Annotated in this window: 19 protein-coding genes and 1 tRNA gene; 15 read left to right on the top strand and 5 right to left on the bottom strand. The window is 65.9% G+C overall.

All coding sequences use genetic code 11. The features are described 5' to 3' along the window. The first annotated feature begins 68 nt into the window (after positions 1-68). The 14 genes from rplK to ACFPOE_RS02050 all read left to right on the top strand — a co-directional run bounded on the left by rplK (position 69) and on the right by ACFPOE_RS02050 (position 19713). Positions 69-500 (top strand): 50S ribosomal protein L11, encoded by a 432-nt coding sequence (gene rplK, locus ACFPOE_RS02115; RefSeq protein ID WP_376848344.1) that lies wholly within the window; start codon positions 69-71, stop codon positions 498-500. Continuing rightward, positions 501-1196, top strand: coding sequence for a 50S ribosomal protein L1 (gene rplA, locus ACFPOE_RS02110; protein WP_376848343.1), 696 nt, complete (start codon positions 501-503; stop codon positions 1194-1196). Between the two features lie 241 nt (positions 1197-1437). After that, the gene (rplJ, locus tag ACFPOE_RS02105; protein ID WP_376848342.1) at positions 1438-1965 is read left to right on the top strand and encodes a 50S ribosomal protein L10; all 528 of its coding nucleotides are present in this window, start codon (positions 1438-1440) and stop codon (positions 1963-1965) included. An 80-nt stretch (positions 1966-2045) separates the two neighbouring features. Further along, positions 2046-2423, top strand: a complete 378-nt coding sequence (gene rplL / locus ACFPOE_RS02100) for a 50S ribosomal protein L7/L12 (protein ID WP_376848341.1) — start codon at positions 2046-2048, stop codon at positions 2421-2423. Between the two features lie 280 nt (positions 2424-2703). Further along, complete coding sequence (gene rpoB / locus ACFPOE_RS02095) at positions 2704-6816, top strand: DNA-directed RNA polymerase subunit beta (RefSeq protein ID WP_376848340.1); 4113 nt, start codon at positions 2704-2706, stop codon at positions 6814-6816. A 60-nt stretch (positions 6817-6876) separates the two neighbouring features. Continuing rightward, positions 6877-11100, top strand: a complete 4224-nt coding sequence (gene rpoC / locus ACFPOE_RS02090; protein WP_376848339.1) for a DNA-directed RNA polymerase subunit beta' — start codon at positions 6877-6879, stop codon at positions 11098-11100. An 86-nt stretch (positions 11101-11186) separates the two neighbouring features. Then, positions 11187-11759 carry a LemA family protein gene (locus tag ACFPOE_RS02085; protein WP_376848338.1) on the top strand — a complete coding sequence of 191 codons (573 nt, stop codon included), beginning with the start codon at positions 11187-11189 and terminating at the stop codon, positions 11757-11759. Between the two features lie 17 nt (positions 11760-11776). Next, positions 11777-13126, top strand: coding sequence for a 16S rRNA (cytosine(967)-C(5))-methyltransferase RsmB (rsmB, locus tag ACFPOE_RS02080; RefSeq protein WP_376848337.1), 1350 nt, complete (start codon positions 11777-11779; stop codon positions 13124-13126). Further along, on the top strand, positions 13080-13712 hold the full coding sequence (locus tag ACFPOE_RS02075) for a DUF4390 domain-containing protein (RefSeq protein WP_376848336.1): 633 nt from the start codon (positions 13080-13082) through the stop codon (positions 13710-13712). Before rsmB ends, ACFPOE_RS02075 begins: the two co-directional genes overlap by 47 nt. 11 nt (positions 13713-13723) lie before the next feature. Continuing rightward, complete coding sequence (locus ACFPOE_RS02070) at positions 13724-16000, top strand: ATP-binding protein (protein ID WP_376848335.1); 2277 nt, start codon at positions 13724-13726, stop codon at positions 15998-16000. A gap of 39 nt (positions 16001-16039) precedes the next feature. Next, entirely contained in the window at positions 16040-16726 is a 687-nt protein-coding gene (locus ACFPOE_RS02065; protein WP_376848334.1) for a response regulator, read from the top strand. Positions 16727-16743: 17 nt separating this feature from the next. Continuing rightward, positions 16744-16819 (top strand) — tRNA-Phe (locus ACFPOE_RS02060). Positions 16820-17319: 500 nt separating this feature from the next. Further along, entirely contained in the window at positions 17320-18945 is a 1626-nt protein-coding gene (locus ACFPOE_RS02055; protein ID WP_376848333.1) for an integrase, read from the top strand. A gap of 129 nt (positions 18946-19074) precedes the next feature. After that, on the top strand, positions 19075-19713 hold the full coding sequence (locus tag ACFPOE_RS02050; protein WP_376848332.1) for a hypothetical protein: 639 nt from the start codon (positions 19075-19077) through the stop codon (positions 19711-19713). Positions 19714-19932: 219 nt separating this feature from the next. Here the strand turns inward: ACFPOE_RS02050 and ACFPOE_RS02045 are convergent, their stop codons facing one another. From ACFPOE_RS02045 to ACFPOE_RS02035, 3 genes are all read right to left on the bottom strand, one after another. Next, a complete protein-coding gene (locus tag ACFPOE_RS02045; RefSeq protein ID WP_376848331.1) occupies positions 19933-20172 on the bottom strand; it encodes a helix-turn-helix transcriptional regulator in 240 nt (79 codons plus the stop codon). A 415-nt stretch (positions 20173-20587) separates the two neighbouring features. Then, on the bottom strand, positions 20588-21226 hold the full coding sequence (gene trfA, locus ACFPOE_RS02040; protein WP_376848330.1) for a plasmid replication initiator TrfA: 639 nt from the start codon (positions 21224-21226) through the stop codon (positions 20588-20590). Between the two features lie 42 nt (positions 21227-21268). Further along, the gene (locus ACFPOE_RS02035; protein WP_376848329.1) at positions 21269-21610 is read right to left on the bottom strand and encodes a hypothetical protein; all 342 of its coding nucleotides are present in this window, start codon (positions 21608-21610) and stop codon (positions 21269-21271) included. Positions 21611-21811: 201 nt separating this feature from the next. Between ACFPOE_RS02035 and ACFPOE_RS02030 the strand changes: the two genes are divergently transcribed. Continuing rightward, positions 21812-21973, top strand: coding sequence for a type II toxin -antitoxin system TacA 1-like antitoxin (locus ACFPOE_RS02030; RefSeq protein WP_376848328.1), 162 nt, complete (start codon positions 21812-21814; stop codon positions 21971-21973). 480 nt (positions 21974-22453) lie between these two features. Here ACFPOE_RS02030 and ACFPOE_RS02025 read toward each other — a convergent pair whose 3' ends face one another. Further along, positions 22454-22720, bottom strand: a complete 267-nt coding sequence (locus tag ACFPOE_RS02025; protein WP_376848327.1) for a BPSL0761 family protein — start codon at positions 22718-22720, stop codon at positions 22454-22456. Between the two features lie 132 nt (positions 22721-22852). Then, complete coding sequence (locus tag ACFPOE_RS02020) at positions 22853-23392, bottom strand: HAD domain-containing protein (RefSeq protein ID WP_376848326.1); 540 nt, start codon at positions 23390-23392, stop codon at positions 22853-22855. Between the last annotated feature and the right edge of the window lie 480 nt (positions 23393-23872).

The following is a 23872-nucleotide window of genomic DNA, read 5'->3' as shown; positions in this document are numbered from 1 at the left end:
ACAAAGAGCTGAAACCCCGGGGAGCCCAGGCCTTGAGCCCAGGCGTTATCACCCGCAAGGAGTAAACCATGGCGAAAAAAATCGTCGGTTTTATCAAGCTGCAAGTGCCAGCGGGTAAGGCCAATCCGTCGCCGCCGATCGGCCCGGCGCTGGGCCAGCGTGGCCTGAACATCATGGAGTTCTGCAAGGCGTTCAACGCCCAGACCCAGGGCGTCGAGCCCGGCCTGCCGCTGCCGGTGGTGATCACCGCCTTCGCGGACAAGAGCTTCACCTTCATCATCAAGACCCCGCCCGCGACGGTCCTGATCAAGAAGGCGATCAAGCTGGACAAGGGTTCGGCCACGCCGCACAACAACAAGGTCGGCAAGATCACCCGGGCCCAGCTCGAGGAAATCGCCAAGACCAAGCTCAAGGACATGAACGCCGCCAGCATCGACGCTGCGGTGCGCACCCTGGCTGGCTCTGCCCGTTCCATGGGCGTGAATGTGGAGGGCGTGTAAATGACCAAGCTCACGAAGAAACAGAAGGCCCTGCAAGGCAAGGTCGACAGCCTGAAGCTGTATCCGCTGCCCGAAGCGCTCGGCATCGTCAAGGAAGCCGCCACTGCCAAGTTCGACGAATCGATCGACGTGGCCGTGCAGCTGGGCATCGACCCGAAGAAGTCGGACCAGGTGGTCCGCGGCGCCGTCGTGATGCCCAACGGCACCGGCAAGACCAAGCGCGTGGCCGTGTTCGCCCAGGGCGCCAAGGCTGAAGAAGCCAAGGCCGCCGGCGCCGACATCGTCGGCATGGACGACCTGGCTGCCCGCGTGAAGGCCGGCGACATGCCCTTCGACGTGGTGATCGCCGCGCCGGACGCCATGCGCGTGGTCGGTACGCTGGGCCAGATCCTGGGCCCGCGCGGCCTGATGCCCAACCCGAAGGTCGGCACCGTGACGCCGGACGTGGCCCAGGCAGTTCGCAATGCGAAGGCCGGCCAGGTCCAGTTCCGCGCCGACAAGGCCGGGATCATCCACGCCACGCTGGGCCGCCGCTCGTTCGATGCGGACAAGCTGCAAGGCAACCTGGTCGCCCTGATCGACGCGCTGACCAAGGCCAAGCCGGCTACCAGCAAGGGTGTGTACCTCAGGAAAGTGGCGGTTTCGTCGACGATGGGTCTGGGTGTCCGGGTGGACACGCAAACCATCTCGGCGTAATCGCGAAAGAATCGGCCGGCCCGCAAGGGACGGCCGGCGTGGTGGGCTGGCGGAGCCGCAAGGATCCGCCAGGCCATCCAAGACCGTTGGTGCGCAGGCGACTGCGCTTAATAGCGAAAAACCAACGCAGATGGCGATCCCGCTGCAGATGGAATTGAGAGATTTCTGATGACAGTTGGTCGCTGCAGGTAAGGCGAGCTGGAAGGGTCCCCGGACCCCAAGGCTCTTTAAGGAGTAGACCTTGAGTCTGAATCGCAGTGAGAAGGAAGCGGTCGTTACCGAAGTGACCGGCCTCGCAGCAAAAGCTCAAACGCTGGTGATGGCGGAATACCGCGGCATCACGGTCGCCGACATGACCAAACTGCGCAACGATGCGCGCAGCAAGGGCGTCAGCCTGAGTGTTCTGAAGAACACCCTGGCCCGCCGTGCTGTCGCAGGCAGCGCGTTTGACATCGTCGCCGACCAGATGACCGGCCCGCTGATCTATGGCTTCTCCGTGGATGCCGTCTCCGCCGCGAAAGTGGTGGCAGATTTCGCGAAAACCAACGACAAGCTGGTGATTCGCGGCGGCGCCTACGGCGGCAAGGCCCTGGACGTCAACGGCGTGAAGCAGCTGGCAAGCATTCCCACCAAGGAAGTGCTGCTGGCCCAGCTTTGCGGCTTGCTGATGTCGCCGATCTCGCGCACCGCAGTGGTGCTCGGAGCGCTGGCAGCAAAACGAGGTGGTGGTGCCGAAGAGGCAGCGCCCGCAGAAGCAGCCGCGGCTTAAAGCCGTGAAACCTTGCGGGACAGACCAGATGCGCAGCGCTGCTCTGTCCTCAACTAACTAGACATCTGATTGGAATCAAAATGGCATTCGATAAAGACGCATTTCTGACCTCGCTGGACAGCATGACGGTCATGGAACTCAACGAGCTGGTGAAAGCCATCGAAGAGAAGTTCGGCGTGAGCGCCGCGGCCATGGCCGCTCCCGCAGCCGGTGGCGGCGGCGCCGCTGCCGCGGTCGCCGAAGAGAAGACCGAATTCACCGTGCAGCTGCTGGAAGCCGGTGCCCAGAAGGTCTCCGTCATCAAGGCCGTGCGCGAAATCACCGGCCTGGGCCTGAAGGAAGCCAAGGACCTGGTCGACGGCGCCCCGAAGGCCGTCAAGGAAGGCCTGAACAAGGCTGACGCCGACGCCGCCATGAAGAAGCTGGTTGACGCCGGCGCCAAGGTCGAGCTGAAGTAATTCGGCCCCGTTCCGAGGCTGGAGTGTCCGAAAGGGCCTCCAGCCTTTGGTGCTTCTAGGAAGCGCCCGAGAACACACCCGGAAAAGCTGGTCCAATCCAAGGTTCCCCAGTTTTTCCGAGTGTCTTCTGACCCCGACTGCAGAAGACGCCTTGGTTCGGGCGATGTGCAATGCATCGCCGTCCGCCATGGTTGGTAGTGGCCAACCCACCAAGAACGCCCCAGCCCGGCCCGGCTGCGGGTCAGACAGTTGCGCAAGAGCTCATTAGCCCGGAGATCTCATGGCCTATTCCTATACCGAACGCAAACGCATCCGCAAAAGCTTCGGCAGCCGCGACAGCGTGCTTGAAGTTCCCTACCTGCTGCAGATGCAGAAGGACGCGTACACCGCGTTCCTGCAGGCAGACATCGGCCCCCAGAAGCGGACCATCGAGGGTCTGCAGGCCGCGTTCGACGCCGCCTTCCCGATCGTCTCGCACAACGGCTTCGTGGAGATGAAGTTCATCGAGTACAACCTGGCCAAGCCGGCGTTCGACGTGCGCGAGTGCCAGACCCGCGGGCTGACCTACGCCTCGGCGGTGCGCGCCAAGGTCCAGCTGATCATCTATGACCGCGAGTCGTCGACCGCGCAGTCCAAGGTGGTCAAGGAAGTCAAGGAGCAGGAGGTCTACATGGGCGAAGTGCCCCTGATGACCGACAAGGGCTCCTTCATCATCAACGGCACCGAGCGCGTGATCGTCTCGCAGCTGCACCGCTCTCCCGGCGTGTTCTTCGAGCACGACAAGGGCAAGACCCACAGCTCGGGCAAGCTGCTGTTCTCGGCCCGGATCATCCCGTACCGCGGCTCCTGGCTGGACTTCGAGTTCGACCCGAAGGACGTGCTGTACTTCCGCGTCGACCGCCGCCGCAAGATGCCGGTCACGATCCTGCTCAAGGCCATCGGCCTGACGCCCGAATCGATCCTGGCGAATTTCTTCGTCAACGACAACTTCCGCCTGATGGACAGCGGCGCCCAGATGGAGTTCGTCTCCGAGCGCCTGCGCGGCGAAGTGGCCCGCTTCGACATCACGGACAAGTCCGGCAAGGTGGTCGTGGCCAAGGACAAGCGCGTCACCGCCCGCCACACCCGTGAGCTGGAAACGACCAACACCACGCACATCAGCGTGCCGGAAGACTTCCTGGTGGGCCGCGTGGTCGCACGCAACATCGTCGACCAGGACACCGGCGAGATCATCGCCAAGGCCAACGACGAACTGACCGAAGCGCTGCTCAAGAAGCTTCGCACGGCCGGCGTGCAGGACCTGCAGGTGATCTACACCAACGAGCTGGACCAGGGCGCGTACATGTCGCAGACCCTGCGCAGCGACGAGACGGTGGACGAATTCGCCGCCCGCGTCGCCATCTACCGCATGATGCGCCCCGGCGAGCCGCCGACCGAAGACGCGGTGCAGGCCCTGTTCCAGCGCCTGTTCTACAACCCGGACACGTACGACCTGTCGCGCGTCGGCCGGATGAAGTTCAACGCCAAGGTCGGCCGCGACGAGTCGACCGGCCCGATGGTGCTGACCAACGAGGACATCCTGGCCGTGGTCAAGATCCTGGTGGACCTGCGCAACGGCAACGGCGAAGTCGACGACATCGACCACCTGGGCAACCGCCGCGTGCGTTGCGTCGGCGAACTGGCCGAGAACCAGTACCGCACCGGCCTGGCCCGGATCGAGAAGGCGGTCAAGGAGCGCCTCGGCCAGGCCGAGCAAGAGCCGCTGATGCCGCACGACCTGATCAACTCCAAGCCGATTTCCGCGGCCCTGAAGGAGTTCTTCGGCGCCTCCCAGCTGTCGCAGTTCATGGACCAGACCAACCCGCTGTCCGAGATCACGCACAAGCGCCGCGTCTCGGCCCTCGGCCCGGGCGGCCTGACCCGCGAGCGCGCCGGCTTCGAAGTGCGCGACGTGCACGTCACCCACTACGGCCGCGTGTGCCCGATCGAAACGCCGGAAGGCCCGAACATCGGCCTGATCAACTCGCTGGCCCTGTACGCCCGCCTGAACGAATACGGCTTCATCGAGACGCCGTACCGCCGGGTGATCGACGGCAAGGTGACGATGCAGATCGATTACCTGTCGGCCATCGAGGAAGGCAAGTACGTCATCGCCCAGGCCAATGCGACGCTGGACAAGGACGGCAAGCTGACCGACGAACTGGTTTCCGCCCGTGAACGCGGCGAGTCCATCCTGTGCGGCGCCGACCGCGTCCAGTACATGGACGTGTCGCCGGCGCAGATCGTCTCGGTGGCGGCATCGCTGGTGCCGTTCCTGGAGCACGACGACGCCAACCGCGCGCTGATGGGCGCCAACATGCAGCGCCAGGCCGTGCCCGTGCTGCGTCCGGAAAAGGCCTTCGTCGGCACCGGCATCGAGCGCGTCTCCGCGATCGACTCCGGCACCGTGGTCACCGCCACCCGCGGCGGCGTGGTCGACTACGTGGACGCCACCCGCATCGTGGTGCGCGTGAACGACGCCGAAGCGCAAGCCGGCGAAGTGGGCGTGGACATCTACAACCTGATCAAGTACCAGCGTTCCAACCAGAACACCAACATCCACCAGCGTCCCATCGTCAAGAAGGGCGACAAGCTGTCCAAGGGCGACGTGATCGCCGACGGCGCCTCCACCGACATCGGTGAGCTGGCGCTGGGCCAGAACATGCTGGTGGCGTTCATGCCCTGGAACGGCTACAACTTCGAGGACTCGATCCTGATCAGCGAACGGGTCGTCGCCGACGACCGCTACACCTCGATCCACATCGAGGAGCTGGTGGTGATGGCCCGCGACACCAAGCTGGGCGCCGAGGAAATCACCCGCGACATCCCGAACCTGAGCGAGCAGCAGCTCAATCGGCTGGACGAGTCCGGCATCATCTACGTCGGCGCCGAGGTGCAACCCGGCGACACGCTGGTGGGCAAGGTCACGCCCAAGGGCGAGACCACGCTGACGCCGGAAGAAAAGCTGCTGCGCGCGATCTTCGGCGAGAAGGCCTCCGACGTGAAGGACACCTCGCTGCGCGTCGACCAGGGCTCGCAGGGCACAGTGATCGACGTGCAGGTCTTCACCCGTGAAGGCATCCAGCGCGACAAGCGGGCCCAGCAGATCATCGACGACGAGCTCAAGCGCTTCCGGCTGGACCTGAACGACCAGCTGCGCATCGTCGAAGCCGACGCGTTCGACCGGATCGAGAAGCTCCTGAACAACAAGGTCGCCAACGGCGGACCGCAGAAGCTGGCCAAGGGCACCAAGATCGACAAGGCCTACCTGGCGTCGGTCGAGAAGTTCCACTGGTTCGACATCCGCCCGGCAGATGACGAAGTGGCATCGCAGCTCGAATCGATCAAGAACTCGATCGAGCAGCAGCGCCACAGTTTCGACCTGGCGTTCGAGGAAAAGCGCAAGAAGCTGACGCAGGGCGACGAACTGCCGGCCGGCGTGCTCAAGATGGTCAAGGTCTACCTGGCCGTCAAGCGCCGCCTGCAACCCGGCGACAAGATGGCCGGCCGCCACGGCAACAAGGGTGTCGTGTCCAAGATCGTTCCGGTCGAAGACATGCCCTACATGGCGGACGGCACGCCGTGCGACATCGTGCTGAACCCGCTGGGCGTGCCGTCGCGCATGAACGTGGGCCAGGTGCTGGAAGTGCACCTGGGCTGGGCTGCCAAGGGCATCGGCCAGCGCATCGGCGACATGCTGCAGCAGGAGGCCAAGGTGGCCGAGCTGCGCAAGTTCATGGACGAGCTCTACAACGGCTCCGGCCGCAAGGAAGACCTCGCCAAGCTGGCCGACGAAGACGTGCTGGAAATGGCGGAGAACCTGTCCAAGGGCGTTCCGTTCGCCACCCCGGTGTTCGACGGCGCCTCGGAAGAGGAAATCCGCGGCATGCTCAGGCTGGCCTATCCGGAAGCCGCTGCCAAGGCCAAGGGCCTGACCGCAACGCGCACCCAGGCGATGCTGTACGACGGCCGCTCCGGCGACCAGTTCGAGCGTCCCGTCACGGTCGGCTACATGCACGTGCTGAAGTTGCACCACCTGGTGGACGACAAGATGCACGCCCGCTCCACTGGCCCGTACTCGCTGGTCACGCAGCAGCCGCTGGGCGGCAAGGCGCAGTTCGGCGGACAGCGTTTCGGCGAGATGGAAGTGTGGGCACTGGAGGCGTATGGCGCCGCCTACACGCTGCAGGAAATGCTGACCGTCAAGTCCGACGACGTGCAGGGCCGCACCAAGGTGTACGAGTCCATCGTCAAGGGCGAGCACGCCATCGAAGCCGGCATGCCGGAATCGTTCAATGTCCTGGTCAAGGAAATCCGTTCCTTGGGCATCGACATGGAACTCGAGCGCAGCTAACGTCCAAGTGAATTTGTGGGACAGATCTTCAGCTCTGTCCCCAACTGATTAGGAAGACACATGAAATCACTACTCGACCTGTTCAAGCAGTTCACGCCGGACGAGCATTTCGATGCCATCCGCATCGGCATGGCTTCGCCCGAGAAGATCCGCTCCTGGTCTTTCGGCGAGGTCAAGAAGCCGGAAACCATCAACTACCGCACCTTCAAGCCCGAGCGCGACGGCCTGTTCTGCGCCAAGATCTTCGGCCCCATCAAGGACTACGAGTGCCTGTGCGGCAAGTACAAGCGCCTGAAGCACCGCGGCGTGATCTGCGAGAAGTGCGGCGTCGAAGTCACGCAGACCAAGGTGCGCCGCGAGCGCATGGGCCACATCGACCTGGCCGCGCCCTGCGCCCACATCTGGTTCCTCAAGTCGCTGCCGTCGCGGCTGGGCCTGGTGCTGGACATGACGCTGCGCGACATCGAGCGCGTGCTGTACTTCGAAGCCTACGTCGTCACCGACCCCGGCATGACGCCGCTGAAGAAGTTCAGCATCATGTCCGAGGACGACTATGACGCCAAGCGCAAGGAATACGGCGACGAGTTCATCGCCAAGATGGGCGCCGAAGGCATCAAGGACCTGCTCGAAGGCATCGACATCGACATCGAGATCGAGAAGCTGCGCGGCGACCTGACCGGCTCCGAAGTCAAGGTCAAGAAGAACGCCAAGCGCCTGAAGGTGCTGGAAGCCTTCAAGAAGTCGGGCATCAAGCCGGGCTGGATGGTGATGGACGTGCTGCCCGTGCTGCCGCCGGACCTGCGTCCGCTGGTGCCGCTGGACGGCGGCCGCTTCGCCACCTCCGACCTGAACGACCTGTACCGCCGCGTCATCAACCGCAACTCGCGGCTGCGCCGCCTGCTGGAGCTCAAGGCCCCGGAAATCATCGCGCGCAACGAAAAGCGGATGCTGCAGGAAGCGGTCGACTCGCTGCTGGACAACGGCCGCCGCGGCAAGGCCATGACGGGCGCCAACAAGCGCGCGCTCAAGTCGCTGGCCGACATGATCAAGGGCAAGAGCGGCCGGTTCCGCCAGAACTTGCTGGGCAAGCGCGTCGACTACTCGGGCCGCTCGGTCATCGTGGTCGGCCCGACGCTCAAGCTGCACCAGTGCGGCCTGCCCAAGCTGATGGCGCTGGAGCTGTTCAAGCCCTTCATCTTCTCGCGCCTGGAAGCCATGGGCATCGCCACCACCATCAAGGCGGCGAAGAAGGAAGTGGAATCGGGCACGCCGGTGGTCTGGGACATCCTGGAAGAGGTCATCAAGGAGCACCCGGTCATGCTGAACCGGGCTCCCACGCTGCACCGCCTGGGCATCCAGGCCTTCGAGCCGATCCTGATCGAAGGCAAGGCGATCCAGCTGCACCCGCTGGTCTGCGCCGCCTTCAACGCCGACTTCGACGGCGACCAGATGGCCGTCCACGTGCCGCTGTCGGTGGAAGCGCAGATGGAATGCCGCACGCTGATGCTGGCCTCCAACAACGTGCTGTTCCCCGCCAACGGCGAGCCCTCCATCGTTCCCTCGCAGGACGTGGTGCTGGGCCTGTACTACACGACCCGCGAGCGCATCAACGCCAAGGGCGAGGGCCTGATCTTTGCCGACACCGGTGAAGTGCAGCGCGCGCTCGACGCCGGCGAAGTGGACCTCACCGCCAAGGTGACGGTGCGCCTGACCGAGTGGGCGAAGGACAAGGAAACCGGCGAGTTCACCTCGTCGACGTCGCTGGTGGAAACCACCGCCGGCCGCGCCCTGCTGTCCGAGATCCTGCCGCGCGGGCTGCCCTTCTCCAATATCAACAAGGCGTTGAAGAAGAAGGAAATCTCCAAGCTGATCAACGTCAGCTTCCGCAAGTGCGGCCTGAAGGAGACGGTGGTGTTCGCCGACAAGCTGCTGCAGAACGGCTTCCGGCTGGCGACCAAGGCCGGCATCTCGATCTGCGTGGACGACATGCTGGTGCCGCCGCAGAAGGCCGACATCATCGCCCGCTCCGAGAAGGAAGTGAAGGAGATCGAGCAGCAGTACGTCTCGGGCCTGGTGACTTCCGGCGAGCGCTACAACAAGGTGGTGGACATCTGGGGCAAGGCCGGCGACGAAGTGTCCAAGGTCATGATGGCCCAGCTGGGCAAGGAAAAGACCACCGACCGCCACGGCAAGGAAGTGGAGCAGGAGTCGTTCAACTCCATCTACATGATGGCCGACTCGGGCGCCCGCGGTTCCGCCGCGCAGATCCGCCAGCTGGCGGGCATGCGGGGCCTGATGGCCAAGCCGGACGGCTCGATCATCGAGACCCCGATCACGGCCAACTTCCGCGAAGGCCTGAACGTTCTGCAGTACTTCATCTCCACCCACGGCGCCCGCAAGGGCCTGGCGGACACGGCGCTGAAGACAGCGAACTCGGGCTACCTCACGCGCCGGCTGGTGGACGTGACGCAGGACCTGGTGGTGATCGAGCAGGATTGCGACACCCACGACGGCTCGCTGATGCGCGCCATCGTCGAGGGCGGCGAAGTGATCGAATCGCTGCGCGACCGGATCCTGGGCCGCACCGCCGCCGAAGACGTGCTGCATCCTGAAACCCGCGCGGTGCTGGTCAAGTCCGGCGAGATGCTGGACGAAGACCTGATCGACGTGCTGGAGGCAGTGGGCGTCGACGAGGTGAAGGTGCGCACCGCGCTGACCTGCGCCACCCGCTTCGGCATCTGCGCCAAGTGCTACGGCCGCGACCTGGGCCGCGGCGGCCTGATCAACATCGGCGAAGCGGTCGGCGTGATCGCCGCCCAGTCGATCGGCGAGCCGGGCACGCAGCTGACGATGCGGACCTTCCACATCGGCGGCGCCGCATCCCGCGCCGCCATCGCTTCGAGCGTGGAAGCCAAGTCCAACGGCGTGATCGGCTTCAACGCCACGATGCGCTACGTGACCAACGGCAAGGGCGAGCTGGTGGTGATCGCCCGCTCCGGCGAGATCGTCATCCATGACGAGCACGGCCGCGAGCGCGAGCGCCACAAGGTGCCGTACGGCGCCACCCTGGCCGTCAAGGCCGACCAGCAGATCAAGGCCGGCACGGTGCTGGCCAACTGGGATCCGCTGACCCGCCCGGTGATCACGGAATTCGCCGGCAAGGCGAAGTTCGAGAACGTCGAGGAAGGGCTGACCGTCGCCAAGCAGGTGGACGAAGTCACCGGCCTGTCGACGCTGGTGGTGATCGACCCGAAGCGCCGCGGCGCCGCCAAGGTGATCCGTCCCCAGGTCAAGCTGATCGACGCCTCCGGCAACGAGGTGAAGATCCCCGGCACCGACCACTCGGTGACGATCGGCTTCCAGGTCGGCTCGCTGGTGCAGGTGCGCGACGGCCAGGACGTGGGTCCCGGCGAAGTGCTGGCCCGCATCCCGATCGAAGGCCAGAAGACGCGCGACATCACCGGCGGCCTGCCGCGGGTGGCCGAGCTGTTCGAGGCCCGCTCGCCCAAGGACAAGGGCGTGCTGGCCGAGATGACCGGCACGGTGTCGTTCGGCAAGGAGACCAAGGGCAAGATCCGCCTGCAGATCACCGATCCGGAAGGCGGCGTGCACGAGGAGCTGGTGCCCAAGGAGAAGAACATCCTGGTGCACGAAGGCCAGGTCGTCAACAAGGGCGAGTCGGTGGTGGACGGTCCGGCCGATCCGCAGGACATCCTGCGCCTGCTGGGCATGGAAGAACTGGCGCGCTACATCGTCGACGAAGTGCAGGACGTGTACCGGCTGCAGGGCGTGAAGATCAACGACAAGCACATCGAGGTGATCGTTCGCCAGATGCTGCGCCGGGTCGTGGTCGAGAACGTCGGCGACTCGGGCTACATCGCCGGCGAGCAGGTCGAGCGTTCCGAGATCCTGGACACCAACGACAGGCTGCGCGGGGAAGGCAAGATCCCGCCGACCTACAGCAACCTGCTGCTCGGTATCACCAAGGCCTCGCTGTCGACCGACTCGTTCATCTCCGCGGCTTCCTTCCAGGAAACCACGCGGGTGCTGACCGAGGCGGCGATCATGGGCAAGCGCGACGAGCTGCGCGGCCTGAAGGAAAACGTGATCGTCGGCCGCCTGATCCCCGCCGGCACCGGCATGGCGTACCACCAGGCGCGCAAGGCCAAGGACATGATGGACGAGGCCGAGCGCCGCGCCATCGCCGAGTCCGAAGCCGCGGAACTGGCCAGCATCGGTGAGGCGACGGCGCCGGAAACCAGCGAAGGCACGCCGGCCGAGTAATCGCCCGCCGTTGCCCCGGCAACGACCAAGCCCCGGTCCGCAACGCGCGGGCCGGGGCTTTTTTCTTTCCCGTGGACAATACCCGCATGCCGAATTCGCTTGTACTCTGGGCGGTGGCCGCCGTGCTGCTGTTCTGGTCCGTCGGGGCCTACAACCGTCTGGTGCGGCTGCGCTCGGACGCGAACGCCGCTTTCACCGCGCTCGCGCACGACCTCACCCAGCAGGCGGAGCTGGTGCACGCCAGCCTGCCCGCCTCCATGATCCACACCGGCCTGACCCAGCCGGGCGACCTGCTCGATGAAGTGACCGAACTCTGGTCGGGCCTGCGGGCGGCGGCGACCCAGCTGACCGTCTCGCTGGCCGCGATGCGGCCGCGCCCGCTCGACCCCGAGGCGGCCGCTGCCTTGTCCGAGGCGCGCGACGTGCTCCTGAGCGCGTGGGCCCGCGTCTCGCAGGAAGCCAACGACCTGGCCGGTTCCTCGATCCCCGAGGGGCTGGAGCAGCAGTGGCGGCAGCTCACGCTGCAATCGCGCTCGGCGGCGGAGCGCTTCAACCAGGCCGTGCTGCGCTACAACGACGCCATCCGGCAATTCCCGGCGCTGCTGCTGGCCGGCTTGTTCGGCTTCAAGCCGGCGCGCGGCATCCGCGCCGGCGCCTGAACGACGGACTCCCCCGCTTGAACCCTCCTGTCATCCCCCTCTGGCGCCAGCTGCAGGCCGCCGCCAGCGTCGTCGCCGCCGTGCGCCAGGGCGAATCGACCACGCCGGCGCTGGCCCGCCTGGACCCGGCGTTGCGGCCGGCGGCGCAGGCGCTGGCGTTCCACGCGCTGCGCAACCTGGGGCGGGCCGAGGCGCTGCGCCACCAGCTGGCCAGGCGCTCGCCGCCGCCGGCCGCCGATGCGCTGCTGTGCACCGCACTGGCGCTGTCCTGGAACCCGCAGGACACGCCCTACGAGGCATTCACGCTGGTGGACCAGGCGGTGGAGGCGGCCAAGCGGGAGCCGGCCACCCGCGGCCAGGCCAACTTCATCAATGCCTGCCTGCGCCGCTTCCTGCGCGAGCGCGACGCGCTGCTGGCGGCCACGGACCGCGATCCCGTGGCGCGCTGGAACCATCCGCTGTGGTGGATCAAGCGGCTGCAGGCCGACCATCCGCAGCACTGGCAGGACATCCTGCGCGCCAGCAATGCGCAGGCGCCGATGACGCTGCGCGTCTTCGAGCGCAAGCTGCCGCGTGCCGAGTACCTCAAGATGCTGGAAGAAGCGCAGATGCCGGCCTCGCCGGTCGGCCGCTACGGCGTCATGCTGCACCGGCCGCGGCCGGTGCACGACATCCCGGGCTTCGACACCGGGCTGGTCTCGGTGCAGGACGCCGCGGCGCAGCTGGCGGCGCCCCTGCTGCTCGATGGCCTGGCCAGCCCCGGCCGGCGGCTGCGCGTGCTGGACGCCTGCGCCGCCCCGGGCGGCAAGACCGCGCACCTGCTGGAGATCGCCGACGCCGAGGTGACGGCGCTGGACGTCGACCCTGCCCGCTGCGAGCGCATCCACGACACGCTGCGCCGCATCGAGCTGGACGCCAACGTGGTGGCCGCCGATGCGGCGCAGCCGGCCGCCTGGTGGGACGGCAAGCCCTTCGACGCGATCCTGCTGGATGCGCCCTGCACCGCCTCCGGCATCGTGCGGCGGCACCCCGATGTGCGCTGGTTGCGGCGCGAAAGCGACATCGCGCAACTGGCGGCGCAGCAGGCCCGCCTGCTCGATGCGCTGTGGCCCCTGCTGGCGCCCGGCGGGCGGCTGTTGTTCTGCACCTGCTCGGTCTTCAGGGCCGAGGGCGAGGCCCAGATGCAAACGTTTGTTGCGCACAACAAAGACGCCTTTTTGCGGCCGGCGCCGGGTCATTTCCTGCCCCAAAGCGGGGCAAAGGGCAATGGCGTCCCGGACAATCCAGAGAGTGACCACGACGGCTTTTTCTACGCCTTGCTTGAAAAAGACTCCGCCCCACCTGGGCAAGCTCCGCAAACAGCTTGAGCGGACGGCGCGGCTGCTGGCCGCCTGCGTTTTCCTGGCGCTGGCCTGGCCGGCGCTGGCCCAGGGCCAGGGTGCCGAGATCACGCAGGCCCAGCTGGAACGGACGGAAGAGGGGCTGTTCCTGTCGGCGGCGGTGCGCTTCGACCTGCCGGCGGTGATCGAGGACGCGCTGCTCAAGGGCATCCCGATGTTCTTCGTCGCCGAGGCGGTTCTGTACCGCGACCGCTGGTACTGGTACGACCGCGAGCTCTCGCACGTGCAACGCCACATGCGCCTGTCTTACCAGCCGCTGACGCGGCGCTGGCGGCTGACCATCGCGCCCACCGTGATCGGCAATTCCGGCGTCGCGCTGGGCCAGAGCTTCGACAGCGAGGAGGAAGCGCTGGCCGCAGTGCAGCGCGTCTCGCGGTGGAAGATCGCCGATGCCGCCGACATCAGCCCGCACGAGCGCTACAACGTCGATTTCCGCTTCCGGCTGGACGTGTCGCAGCTGCCGCGGCCGTTCCAGATCGGCGCCGTCGGCCAGGCCGACTGGAACATCTCGGTGTTCCGCAACCAGCGCGTGCCTGCGGACATCACGCGCTAGCAGCGCCAGCCATGTCACCCGCCGACCAGCTCCACGCCTCGCAGCGCACCTCGCGCGCCTTCCGCTGGGCGATCGCGATCGCGGCGACGGTGATCGTCGCGATCGGCATCGTGCTGCTGTTCCTGCTGACCCAGGCCACCAACAACCGCGAGCTGTACGAGCGCAACTACGGCCGGCTGTTCGCCATCAACGTGGTGGTGGCCGCCATGCTGCTGCTGGTGATCGGCTGGATCGTCGTGCGGCTGGCGTCGCGGCTGCGGCGCGGCCGCTTCGGCAGCCGGCTGCTGGTCAAGCTGGCGGCCATCTTCGCGCTGGTGGGATTCATCCCGGGCATGCTGATCTACGTCGTGTCCTACCAGTTCGTCTCGCGCTCGATCGAGAGCTGGTTCGACGTCAAGGTGGAAGGCGCGCTGGATGCCGGCCTGAGCCTGGGGCGGGCGACGCTGGACACGCTGGCCAACGACCTGGCCAACAAGACGCGCGCCGCCGCGGGGCAACTGGGCGACACGCCCGACGCCTCGGCCGGCCTGACGCTGGAGCGCATCCGCGACCAGCTGGCGGCCACCGACGTGGTCCTGTGGAGCGGCAGCGGCCAACTGGTCGCCAGCGCCGGCATGTCGCGCTTCCAGCTCAACCCGGAACGCCCGACCCCGCAGCAGCTGCGCAACACCCGCCAGCAGCGCTCCATCGCCATCGTCGAGGGGCTGGACGACCCGACGCTGGCCTCGGTCTCCAATGCCCGCATCAAGGCCATGGCGGTGGTGACCTCGGGCGGCGTCGGCCTGCTGGCGGAGCCGCGCTTCCTGCAGGTGACCCAGAACCTGCCGGCAACGCTGGTAGCGAACGCCATCGCCGTGCAGGAGGCCTACCGCGAGTACCAGGAGCGGGCGCTGGGGCGCCAGGGGCTGCGCCGGATGTACATCGGCACGCTCACGCTCAGCCTGTTCCTGGCGATCTTCGGCGCCGTGCTGCTGGCCATCCTGCTGGGCAACCAGCTGGCCAAGCCCCTGCTGCTGCTGGCCGCCGGCGTGCGCGAGGTGGCGGCGGGCGACCTCAGTCCCAAGCCGATCCTGACGGGCAAGGACGAACTGGGCGGCCTGACCCGCTCGTTCGCCGACATGACGCAGCAGCTGGCCGATGCCCGCGACGCCGTGGACCGCAGCATGGTGCAGGTGAGCGCGGCGCGGGCCAACCTGCAGACCATCCTGGACAACCTCACCGCCGGCGTGATCGTGCTGGATTCGCAGGGGCGGATCATGACCTCCAACCCGGGCGCGACCCGCATCCTGCGCGTGCCGCTGGCCGCCTTCGAAGGCCAGCCGCTGGCGCAGGTGCCCGGGCTGGAACCGTTCGGCGCCGGCGTGCAGTCGCAGTTCGACGACTTCCTGAGCGAGCGCAAGCAGCACGGCCTGGACCACTGGCAGCAGTCCTACGAGCTCAATGCGGCGCAGCCCGGCTCGCCGCAGAACGCGATCACGGTGGTGGCGCGCGGCGCCGAGATGCCGCCCAATTCCGCCGGCGAATCGGCCCGGCTGCTGGTGTTCGACGACATCTCGGAGATCGTGTCGGCGCAGCGGGCCCAGGCCTGGGGCGAGGTGGCGCGCCGGCTGGCGCATGAAATCAAGAACCCGCTGACGCCGATCCAGCTGTCGGCCGAACGGCTGGAGATGAAGCTGGCCGGCAAGGTGGCGGAGCCGGAGCGGGCGCTGCTGGAAAAGTCGGTGCGCACCATCGTCGACCAGGTCGATGCGATGAAGCGGCTGGTCAACGAGTTCCGCGACTATGCCCGGCTGCCCGCGGCCGAACTCAAGCCGGTGGACCTCAACGGGCTGGTCGCCGACGTGCTGCAGCTCTATGCCCGCGAAGGCAGCGAGCGCACGGATGCCGCCAGCCAGGTGCCGATCAGGATGGAGCTGGAGCCGGACTGCCCGAGGATCCTCGGCGACGCGCAGCAGGTGCGGCAGGTGATCCACAACCTGCTGCAGAACGCACAGGACGCCACCGAGGGCGCCGCGACCCGCGAGGTCACCATCCGCACCCAGTACAACGCGCCCGCCAGGCGGGTGCGGCTGATCGTGCAGGACACCGGCACCGGCTTCCCGGAACACATCCTCAAGCGGGCCTTCGAGCCCTACGTCACCACCAAGGCCAAGGGGACCGGACTGGGGCTGGCGGTGGTCAAGAAAATCGCCGACGAGCACGGCGCCAGGATCGACCTGAAAAACCGGGTGGTGGACGATGCGGTCGTCGGCGCCCAAGTATCGTTATCATTCGGAGTTGCGGCCTAGCAACAGTGCTCCATTGCCGCAGAGGGCCCGCAACGAATCATGGCAAATATATTGGTGGTCGACGACGAGCTCGGCATTCGCGATCTGCTCTCGGAAATCCTGAACGACGAGGGGCACAACGTCGAGCTGGCCGAGAACGCGGCACAGGCGCGCGCGGCGCGCGGGCGCATACGCCCCGATCTGGTGCTGCTGGACATCTGGATGCCGGACACCGACGGCGTCACCCTGCTCAAGGAGTGGTCCACCACAGGGCTGCTCACCATGCCGGTGATCATGATGAGCGGCCACGCGACGATCGAGACCGCGGTGGAGGCCACCAAGATCGGCGCGCAGTCGTTCCTGGAAAAGCCGATCACGCTGCAGAAGCTGCTCAAGGCGGTGGAGGCGGGGCTGGCCCGCACCAGCGCCGCGGCCGTGCGCAAGCCGGGCATGGTGGCACCGATGCCGGTCGTCGAACTGACGGTGGAGTCGGCCATGACCGGCGGCCAGAGCCTGCCGCCGGCGGTGGAGCTCGGGCCGCAGCCGCGCCAGCTGTTCGAACTGGACAAGCCCCTGCGCGACGCCCGCGACGAATTCGAGAAGTCTTACTTCGAGTTCCACCTGGCCAAGGAAGGCGGGTCGATGACCCGCGTGGCCGAGAAAACCGGGCTCGAACGCACCCACCTCTATCGCAAGCTCAAGCAGCTTGGCGTGGACCTCTCGCGCGGCAAGCGCGGGAGCAGCTGATATATAATCACAGGCTCGGCCCGGTAGCTCAGTTGGTAGAGCAGCGGATTGAAAATCCGCGTGTCGGTGGTTCGATTCCGCCCCAGGCCACCAGTTGAAAGTCCTTGTGAATCAAGGGCTTGCAAAAATCGAAACGGCCTCCTCGTGAGGCCGTTGTCGTTTCTGAGGCTCGCCAGGTGGGTTTTCTGGCGCAGTTTCTGGCAATCGACCGTGGCCTGATTGCGCGCGAGTGCGCGTGGGTGCGCCCCAAGGGCACTTCACCGTCGTTGCTTGAGCGCTCGGGCTGAATCGCGCCAGCGGCCCAGGGTTCGTGTTTGCACGCAGCTTCCACCAAGGAGTTGCAGATGCGAAAACCTCTACCTGACTTTCTTCGGTACCGCTTGCGCCACGCCGCAGCGGCCAGCGCACGCGAGCGCCGTAATGCCCCGGCGCCAGCGAACGACCTGCTTGACGCAGCCGACGCCGAGGCGCGATGCGATGGGGCGGCCATCGAAGGCCCCCACCACGGTGTGCATCTAAACAGCCGCAGCGCGTCTGCGTCTAAAGAAGTGCGCCCCCTACACGCAGCTCCATCAACGCATCCGGAGCTGCACATGCACCCCAACGAGTCCAATCTCCATCAACCGGTGACCGACATTGCCGACCCGGCCGACGGCGTCGCCCAGACGCGGGCCGATGCGCACGCGCCGCCCGAGGTCCCCGCCCGCGGCAAGCAGCCCAAGGTGCGAACGACCGGCCAGGAGGGAGCAAGCGAGAAGGCAGCCAAAAAGCGCAAGCCGGGCCGCCCCCGCGTTGCACCCTACAAAGAGGGCAAGGTCTGGAGCTTCCGCGTGCGCCGCGGCGGCCTGGACATCTACGAGAGCGGCTTCGCCTCGCAGGAAGTGGCGTACGAAGCGATGAACGAGCTGGTCAAGCAGCTTGGCACCGGCAAGGCGCCCATGTACGGCGGGCCTGGCAAGAACAGCCTGGGCAAGTCGCTGCAACGCTTCGGCCTGGACCACCTGCCGGGCCTCAAGGGCGCTCCGCAAGCGGTACGCCGCTTCAACCGCTGGCTCAAGGCGCTTGGACTGCCGACGCTGGCCATCCTGCCCGTGGCTCAAGCGGACCAGGCGCCCAAGAACACCACCGTCCGAAAGGGCCGTTATTGGGCCGTGCACCTCGTGCCGGACAGCGCACAGGTCAGGATTCCGCGCGGGCTTAATGCCCACCGGGCAGCGCTGATGTCCAAGTCGGCCGACTCTGCACGCGTGCGGCAGGTGCTCGCGGCCAAGGACATCGCCAAAGTCGGGCGGGATGACCTGCAGCGCTATATCCAGGCGCTCGAAGCGGAGGGCTTGGCGCGCGCGACGGTCGGTCAGGAGCAGTCGCTGCTGAGCGGCCTGTTCAACCATGCCAAGGAGTTTTGGCACTGGAACAACATGGGCGGGAACGCAGCCAGCGGCCTGAACCTCACGGGCGAGCTGGTCAAGCGTGAGCGTGTCCTGTCAGAAGGAGAACAGACACGCTTCGATGAAGCCGTCATGGAGTGCCGCGTGCAGACTTCCAAGCCGGCGTTCCAACTGCTGCTTGAAACCGCGATGCGCGCCGGCGAGCCGCGCAACGCCACCTGGGGCGACGTGGACTGGGACAACTGCGTCATCGCGCTTCGCGAAACCAAGAATGGCAAGGCACGCAAGGTGCCGCTGTCGCCTGCGGCCCTGGACGCGCTGCGCGAGCTCGGACCGAGCCAGGAGAAGCAAGAGCCTATTTTCCGCATGACGTACGAGTCGCTGAAGGCGGCCTGGCGACGCATCTGCGAGCGCGCCGGCCTCGAGGACCTGCACATCCAGGACCTGCGCCACACCGCCGCGACCCGCATGGCCTTGAAGACCGGCAATGTCTTCCTGGTAAAGGCCTTGACCGGGCACGAGACATTCGAAATGGTGGAACGGTACGTGAACGTCACTGCGCTCGACGTCGTCAAGGTCATGCACGCTGCGCAGACACCGGCGCCCGCAACGCCGCCCGCACTGCCGCCTTTGCAGGCCGAGCAGCAGTCAAGCGCGCCGGCAGACGCCCTGGCGCTGATGGCGCAGCTCGCGGCCCTTTCGGCGCAGCTGTCGGCGCAACTCGCAGCCGGCGGCGGGCAGCAGCGGCCCGCACCGGGCCCCGAACATGCCCGTGCTCGTGGTCCCGCGGCCAACGAGCCCGCAACTGGCTCGCAAGCTCAGGGCGCCTGAGCGAACGACGCGACGGCCGGCCAGCACCTTGGCGGTTGCTGGCCGGCGCTTTCTTTGGGCCACAACGCAGCCGGCTATTGCCGGGGTCTCTACACAAGGAGCCCATTTCTTCGGGCTTGAAAGGAACCTATGTTGCATATCGCCGAATACGGCGCCCAGGTTGTCTCCCACATCGCCATGGCGGCTGACCGGCTCTCGCTGGGCGTTCTCATGGACCCTGCCGAAGTGGCGCGCGCAGCCCGTGCACACCACTGCGACGCAGATAGCGGTCGCTGGTGGTTGTGCGGGAACATCCATCCCCGGATGTTCGCCGCCGCGCAGACGCTCCCGCTACGCCACCTGGGCAAGGTCATCATGACGGACCAGGGAACGAAATACCTCGTTCTGGCGCAGCAGGTCGGAGCATGGCAGCACCGAGTGCTGCTGCAGGTCGCCGGACGCCAGGTGCTGGATTTCCTCGCCGTCAGCGCGCAGGCGGGGTTTGACCTGTCCCTGGGACTGGCCGGAGGCGACGAAAGCCTGCTCGTTCAGGACTGCAGGTTTGTGCAGTCGCTCGTCGGGGAGATTGACGCGTGTGGCGACGCGACAGCCAAGAACATGTCGCCGCACAAGCTGCGCGTGGAAGCCTGCTTGCTGGCGAGCAGCTTGCTGTCGCCCGCAGAGGTCACTGTGGAGGAGCTGCCTGTGCCGCAGCGCGTCTGCGTCACCATCGTCGCATCCAGGGAGCTCGTCTCCGCAGTGATGAAGCAGGACACCCATTCCCGCTGAGCGTGCAGGAACCCAGGCCCAGGCGACCGCCCGCGGCAGCTCCTGATTCGTCCCCGCAAGCTGACATCGCTTGCGGGGATTTTTTTGCCGCGAGGCAACTTGGCAGCGCCGCACGCGGTTGCCTCCTGGAACAGAAGCGCCCCGCGTTCGAGCGGGGCGTTCCTGGGGAGGGGCTATGAAAAACGAGTTGGGTAAGTCCAGCCCGGTGCCCTTCGGGCTTCAGCTCGGAATCCAGGCGCGCTGTGCGGCGAACAGTTCGTCATGCCACTTGCACACCACGTTGGCGTCCCAGAAGAGGAACCGTCCGCGGCGAACGCCGGCAGGAAGGTCCCCCGCCTTGAGCAGGCCTTCGAGACTGCGCACGGACATATGCAGGGCGCCCGCGAGTTCGGGCTTGGTCAAGACGCGGGACGGCGTCGGTTCGGACAGGGAAGCGGTGTGAGAGATGACCTGATTCATGAGATGCTCTTTGAAAAGTAGTTGCTGGAGCCTTGTGTACGCACCGCGCCTTTTTAGGTGAGGTCCTAAAACCGCCCGCACGTTTTAGGGCGAGGAAGCTGCTGCCTGCGTCAGGTCGTCGGCCGCGATGCGCGCGGCTATAGAAGTAAGGAGACGGCAGCCCGGAAAGCCAGAGCCAGCAAGGCTTTGCGGGCGGTCCGGGCACGGCAAGTGACATCCGGGCATGTCAAACGACATGAAAGGAAGCCGTTCCACGGGGTCCATGACGCTGCGAAATGGGCATCTCATTGCGCAATTGCAACGGCCAGCATCTCAAATGACACGCCAGGCACGTCAAATGACACGGCGTGACGGGCCGGCGGCAGCACCGGCTGCACGACAGCATGTCAGATGACATGCCCGGCGAAGCGGCTCGCTAGCCGTTGGGACCCTTCAGCCAGCGTACCCAGCCGGCGCCGAGCGACCAGCCTGGCGCGACCACACCCTCTAGGGCGAGCTGCTGCAGCGCGAGCCGCATGCCGTTCATGAAGGCCTTGGGCGATGCCTCGGAGCCGCATTGCTGTCGCAGCGTCTCCAGCTTCATCGGAATGAGCCTGCTCTGGCTGCGCACGTAGCCGTACAACCAGCTTGCGAGACCTTCAGGAAGCCGGATACGGGTCGCCACGTCCAGCCAGACATGCGTGTTGCCCTGAAACAGCGCCACGATGTGCGGGTCCAGGGCGACGCTCCAGCGACCCCGATTGGGGTAGTCGAAGCGAAGGCACAACTGGATGCTGAAGGTATCGAACGCGACGACGCCGCTTTGCAGCCGCTGGATATGGTCGCGAAGCTGCCGCCGGGTGTTGCCGTCGTAGCGGCCGAACAGGGTGCGGCAGACATCCTCCGCATGAAAACTGACTCCCACGTCCAGCGTAACGTCTCGCGCCATATGCACAAGGCTGGCGAACACCAGACCGTCGGGTTGCCGCAGCTCCGGGCCTCGGTAGGTGACCTGAGGCTGCGCAACAAGGACCAGATTGGTTGCGCCTTGTCGCGCGCGCTGCTTGCCTGCCACACGGAACAGGGGTGTCTGCAGGAAGGCCCTTGGCCCAATGAACTAGGTCGGGCCGTGCTGCGGCAGGAGCTGGGTCTTTAGCACCTCCTCGATGTGGTGCTCCTGCTCCGTGCAGGCACGGATTCTCCGATACAGGTCCGACTTCTCCACGCTGTCTGGTGATGCCCTTCTCAATTGCGAGGCAGCATCGTTGCGAGCGACCTCGCAGATTTCCTTTTCGGCGAGAAGACCACGGCGGACGAGCCGACTCGGGCTCAGCGTTTCAGAAAGGATGCGGACATCGGCGATGGCGCCGGTAAGCAGCCCCAATTCGGGACTTGGCGCCGCCCCCGCAGCCGCAGCCGCGGAACTCGGTTGCGCGGGCGCGATGAGTGTGTTCTCCATCCATGTGAGTAGCGGCGCGGGTTTATCCCGCCGGAGTCTGCGCGCACAGCGGCACCCGTGCATGCTGCAACCGAACGAAGTGACAGCGCCGCAGCATGTCAAGCGACGAGGACAGCCGGGCATGCTGCTTGAGGACGAAGCCTAGTCAGTACGTCGCGGGCCGGGGAGGACAGGGACGGTGTTCGGTGCCAAAATCCGCGCATGGACTTGGACCAGATACTCTTCAGCCTCGACGCAGCACGGTTCGAGCAGTTCACGGCGTTGCTCAATGCGCCGCCTGGGCCGGATGCCGGCCTGGAGAGACTACGGGCCGTCCGGCCGCCGTGGGCTGCCGACAGCGAGTCAGCCCTGGTCGACGGTTAGCCCCCTGCGGACGGATTGGCGACCGGGCCTCAGCCTCAGCAAGTCATCGGGGCCGCTTCATCGAGCTCGCGGCAGGCGGCTATCTTTCAAGCCCCTTGAGCGCAGGGATTTATTCGGCAGGTTCAGTCCGGTTGGGGTAATGCATCAACAAGCGACCTTCTGCCAAGGAGAGCCAGGACGACTCATAGCAGCCGCTGCGGTGTCCATGCATCAGGTGGACCGGTATTCTGTCCCCACGCTGAAGCGCCTCGAGTAGAGCTCGGACCTCTGCGCCGGGCAGCGCACTGACATACTGGCCGCTGTATGTCCCGGACATCAGACGGCCGTACCGTCTAAGAAGAGCCCAACCAGTTGGGCCTAGAAGCGCCTCCCCTGCCTGCGTCAGTCGCTCCCAGTCACGGGCGACAGCCATCGCCGAGCCAGGAAATGCTGCGCGTGCGAAGAGCTCTTTTAACTTTGATAGCACGCGCACCACCGGACTCATGGCTTCCCCTTGGTCGCGTCGATGACACTCTGGACATCGGCAGTTCCACTCAGCCGGCTAAACGGGGGTACCGGTCCGAAGAGGTCCGGAAGCGCCTTGTGTGCTTGTTCGATGTCGCCGTAGGACGGGTAGTGCTTAAGCAGCGCTTTGGCGTGACCGCGCAACCACCGGGGCACGCGGGGTGTTTCCTTCGGGTCCTGCAGACGTTTGAGCAGCTCGTAGGAGTGAATCAAAGCGCGAGTGCGCTCAAACGGGATGGTCACAGTTCTTCTCATTCGGGTAGGACGCACTATTTGGTGTCGGCTCCGTCGTTGAACCGGCGGTCGAAGACTGAGGCCGCTCGGTCGTCCAGGTCCGCCGGCTCTTTCGGAGGGCACCTTGGGTGGCTGGAAGTCTCATCCGTAATTCACCTCAAGTCTGGTCGCCAGAGCCAACTGCGCAGCGACGGTCCCGAGTGCGTCGAGCATGTCAGTGATGACGACGTGCCCCTCGCGCACTTCGGGCGCCCAGTCGCAGTCCTCGGAAGTGATGGCCACCCACGCGTGCGGCTTCGACCAAGCCACGTGCGCCGAGACAGCTTGCGCCTTGCTCATGCGCCTGAAATCCTCGACGGAGTAGCCCACCTCCCGTTCGTCGCCTGACCGAAGCGGAATCGTTCGCCGCACCTCGGTGATTACGTCATCGAAAAGGGTGCCGACGACGCGCGCGGCAAGCCTTCCGAGATGCTCCTTGACGCTGTCAATTCCATGAACGACGGGGGTCCAATCACTCAAGATAATGCGCACGTCAGAGTACGGGTCCAAGAGCATCTCGAGCACGGGCAGGTTCTCATATTCGCTGTGACCGTCTGCCCATGGGGACCTGCCGTGAACAAGCTGGTACGTGCTGACAGAGGGGTGAAGCACGTGGGAGACGTCGAGATAGAGGAGCTTCATGGGCGAACCTGCTTGCTACTGACTCTCGCGTGCTAACAGAGCCAATGAGGGTCTGACCGCATACCAGAACCCCAAGGTGCGACGGTCACGTTCCGAACAGGGCGCCATCGGGCCCCACGAGTTCTGTCGGTAGCACTGCGGTAACGGAAACAGACGTCGGGGGACGTCTGGGGTTCGCTGGTTTTAAGGCGTCGGGGTCAAGGAGGCTGGCCGCAGTGAGAACCACGTCGCGCAAAACGACTTCCCTGTCGAATGCCGGTTGATGCATGTTCGCGAGCGTCGCGCGCAGATGCCTCGTAACCGGAACGTGCGAATCGAGGACTGGAATGGACGGGCCCGCATCCATCAACAGATGAAGGTCCTCGCGCGACATGTCGGCTACGAGCACGGCCACGGAAGGCGCCACCAAGGGCAAAAAGAATCGGTGCTGAACCGCACGGACTTGGAACGCCAAAACCCAAAAGGTGAATCTTGGCCCTA

The organism is Caenimonas terrae (assembly GCF_042655405.1).
Taxonomy (GTDB): domain Bacteria; phylum Pseudomonadota; class Gammaproteobacteria; order Burkholderiales; family Burkholderiaceae_C; genus Ramlibacter; species Ramlibacter terrae_A.
The sequence above is the reverse complement of the archived record's forward strand: the minus strand, read 5'-3'. Positions and strand labels throughout refer to the sequence as shown.

Excerpts from the sequence above, each read along its gene's own strand:
- rplK (WP_376848344.1), top strand. The coding sequence starts at position 69 with ATGGCGAAAAAAATCGTCGGTTTTATCAAGCTGCAAGTGCCAGCGGGT.
- rplA (WP_376848343.1), top strand. The coding sequence starts at position 501 with ATGACCAAGCTCACGAAGAAACAGAAGGCCCTGCAAGGCAAGGTCGAC.
- rplL (WP_376848341.1), top strand. The coding sequence starts at position 2,046 with ATGGCATTCGATAAAGACGCATTTCTGACCTCGCTGGACAGCATGACG.
- rpoB (WP_376848340.1), top strand. The coding sequence starts at position 2,704 with ATGGCCTATTCCTATACCGAACGCAAACGCATCCGCAAAAGCTTCGGC.
- rpoC (WP_376848339.1), top strand. The coding sequence starts at position 6,877 with ATGAAATCACTACTCGACCTGTTCAAGCAGTTCACGCCGGACGAGCAT.
- ACFPOE_RS02085 (WP_376848338.1), top strand. The coding sequence starts at position 11,187 with ATGCCGAATTCGCTTGTACTCTGGGCGGTGGCCGCCGTGCTGCTGTTC.
- ACFPOE_RS02070 (WP_376848335.1), top strand. The coding sequence starts at position 13,724 with ATGTCACCCGCCGACCAGCTCCACGCCTCGCAGCGCACCTCGCGCGCC.
- ACFPOE_RS02065 (WP_376848334.1), top strand. The coding sequence starts at position 16,040 with ATGGCAAATATATTGGTGGTCGACGACGAGCTCGGCATTCGCGATCTG.
- ACFPOE_RS02055 (WP_376848333.1), top strand. The coding sequence starts at position 17,320 with ATGCACCCCAACGAGTCCAATCTCCATCAACCGGTGACCGACATTGCC.
- ACFPOE_RS02050 (WP_376848332.1), top strand. The coding sequence starts at position 19,075 with ATGTTGCATATCGCCGAATACGGCGCCCAGGTTGTCTCCCACATCGCC.
- ACFPOE_RS02045 (WP_376848331.1), bottom strand. The coding sequence starts at position 20,172 with ATGAATCAGGTCATCTCTCACACCGCTTCCCTGTCCGAACCGACGCCG.
- ACFPOE_RS02035 (WP_376848329.1), bottom strand. The coding sequence starts at position 21,610 with ATGGAGAACACACTCATCGCGCCCGCGCAACCGAGTTCCGCGGCTGCG.
- ACFPOE_RS02030 (WP_376848328.1), top strand. The coding sequence starts at position 21,812 with ATGGACTTGGACCAGATACTCTTCAGCCTCGACGCAGCACGGTTCGAG.
- ACFPOE_RS02020 (WP_376848326.1), bottom strand. The coding sequence starts at position 23,392 with ATGAAGCTCCTCTATCTCGACGTCTCCCACGTGCTTCACCCCTCTGTC.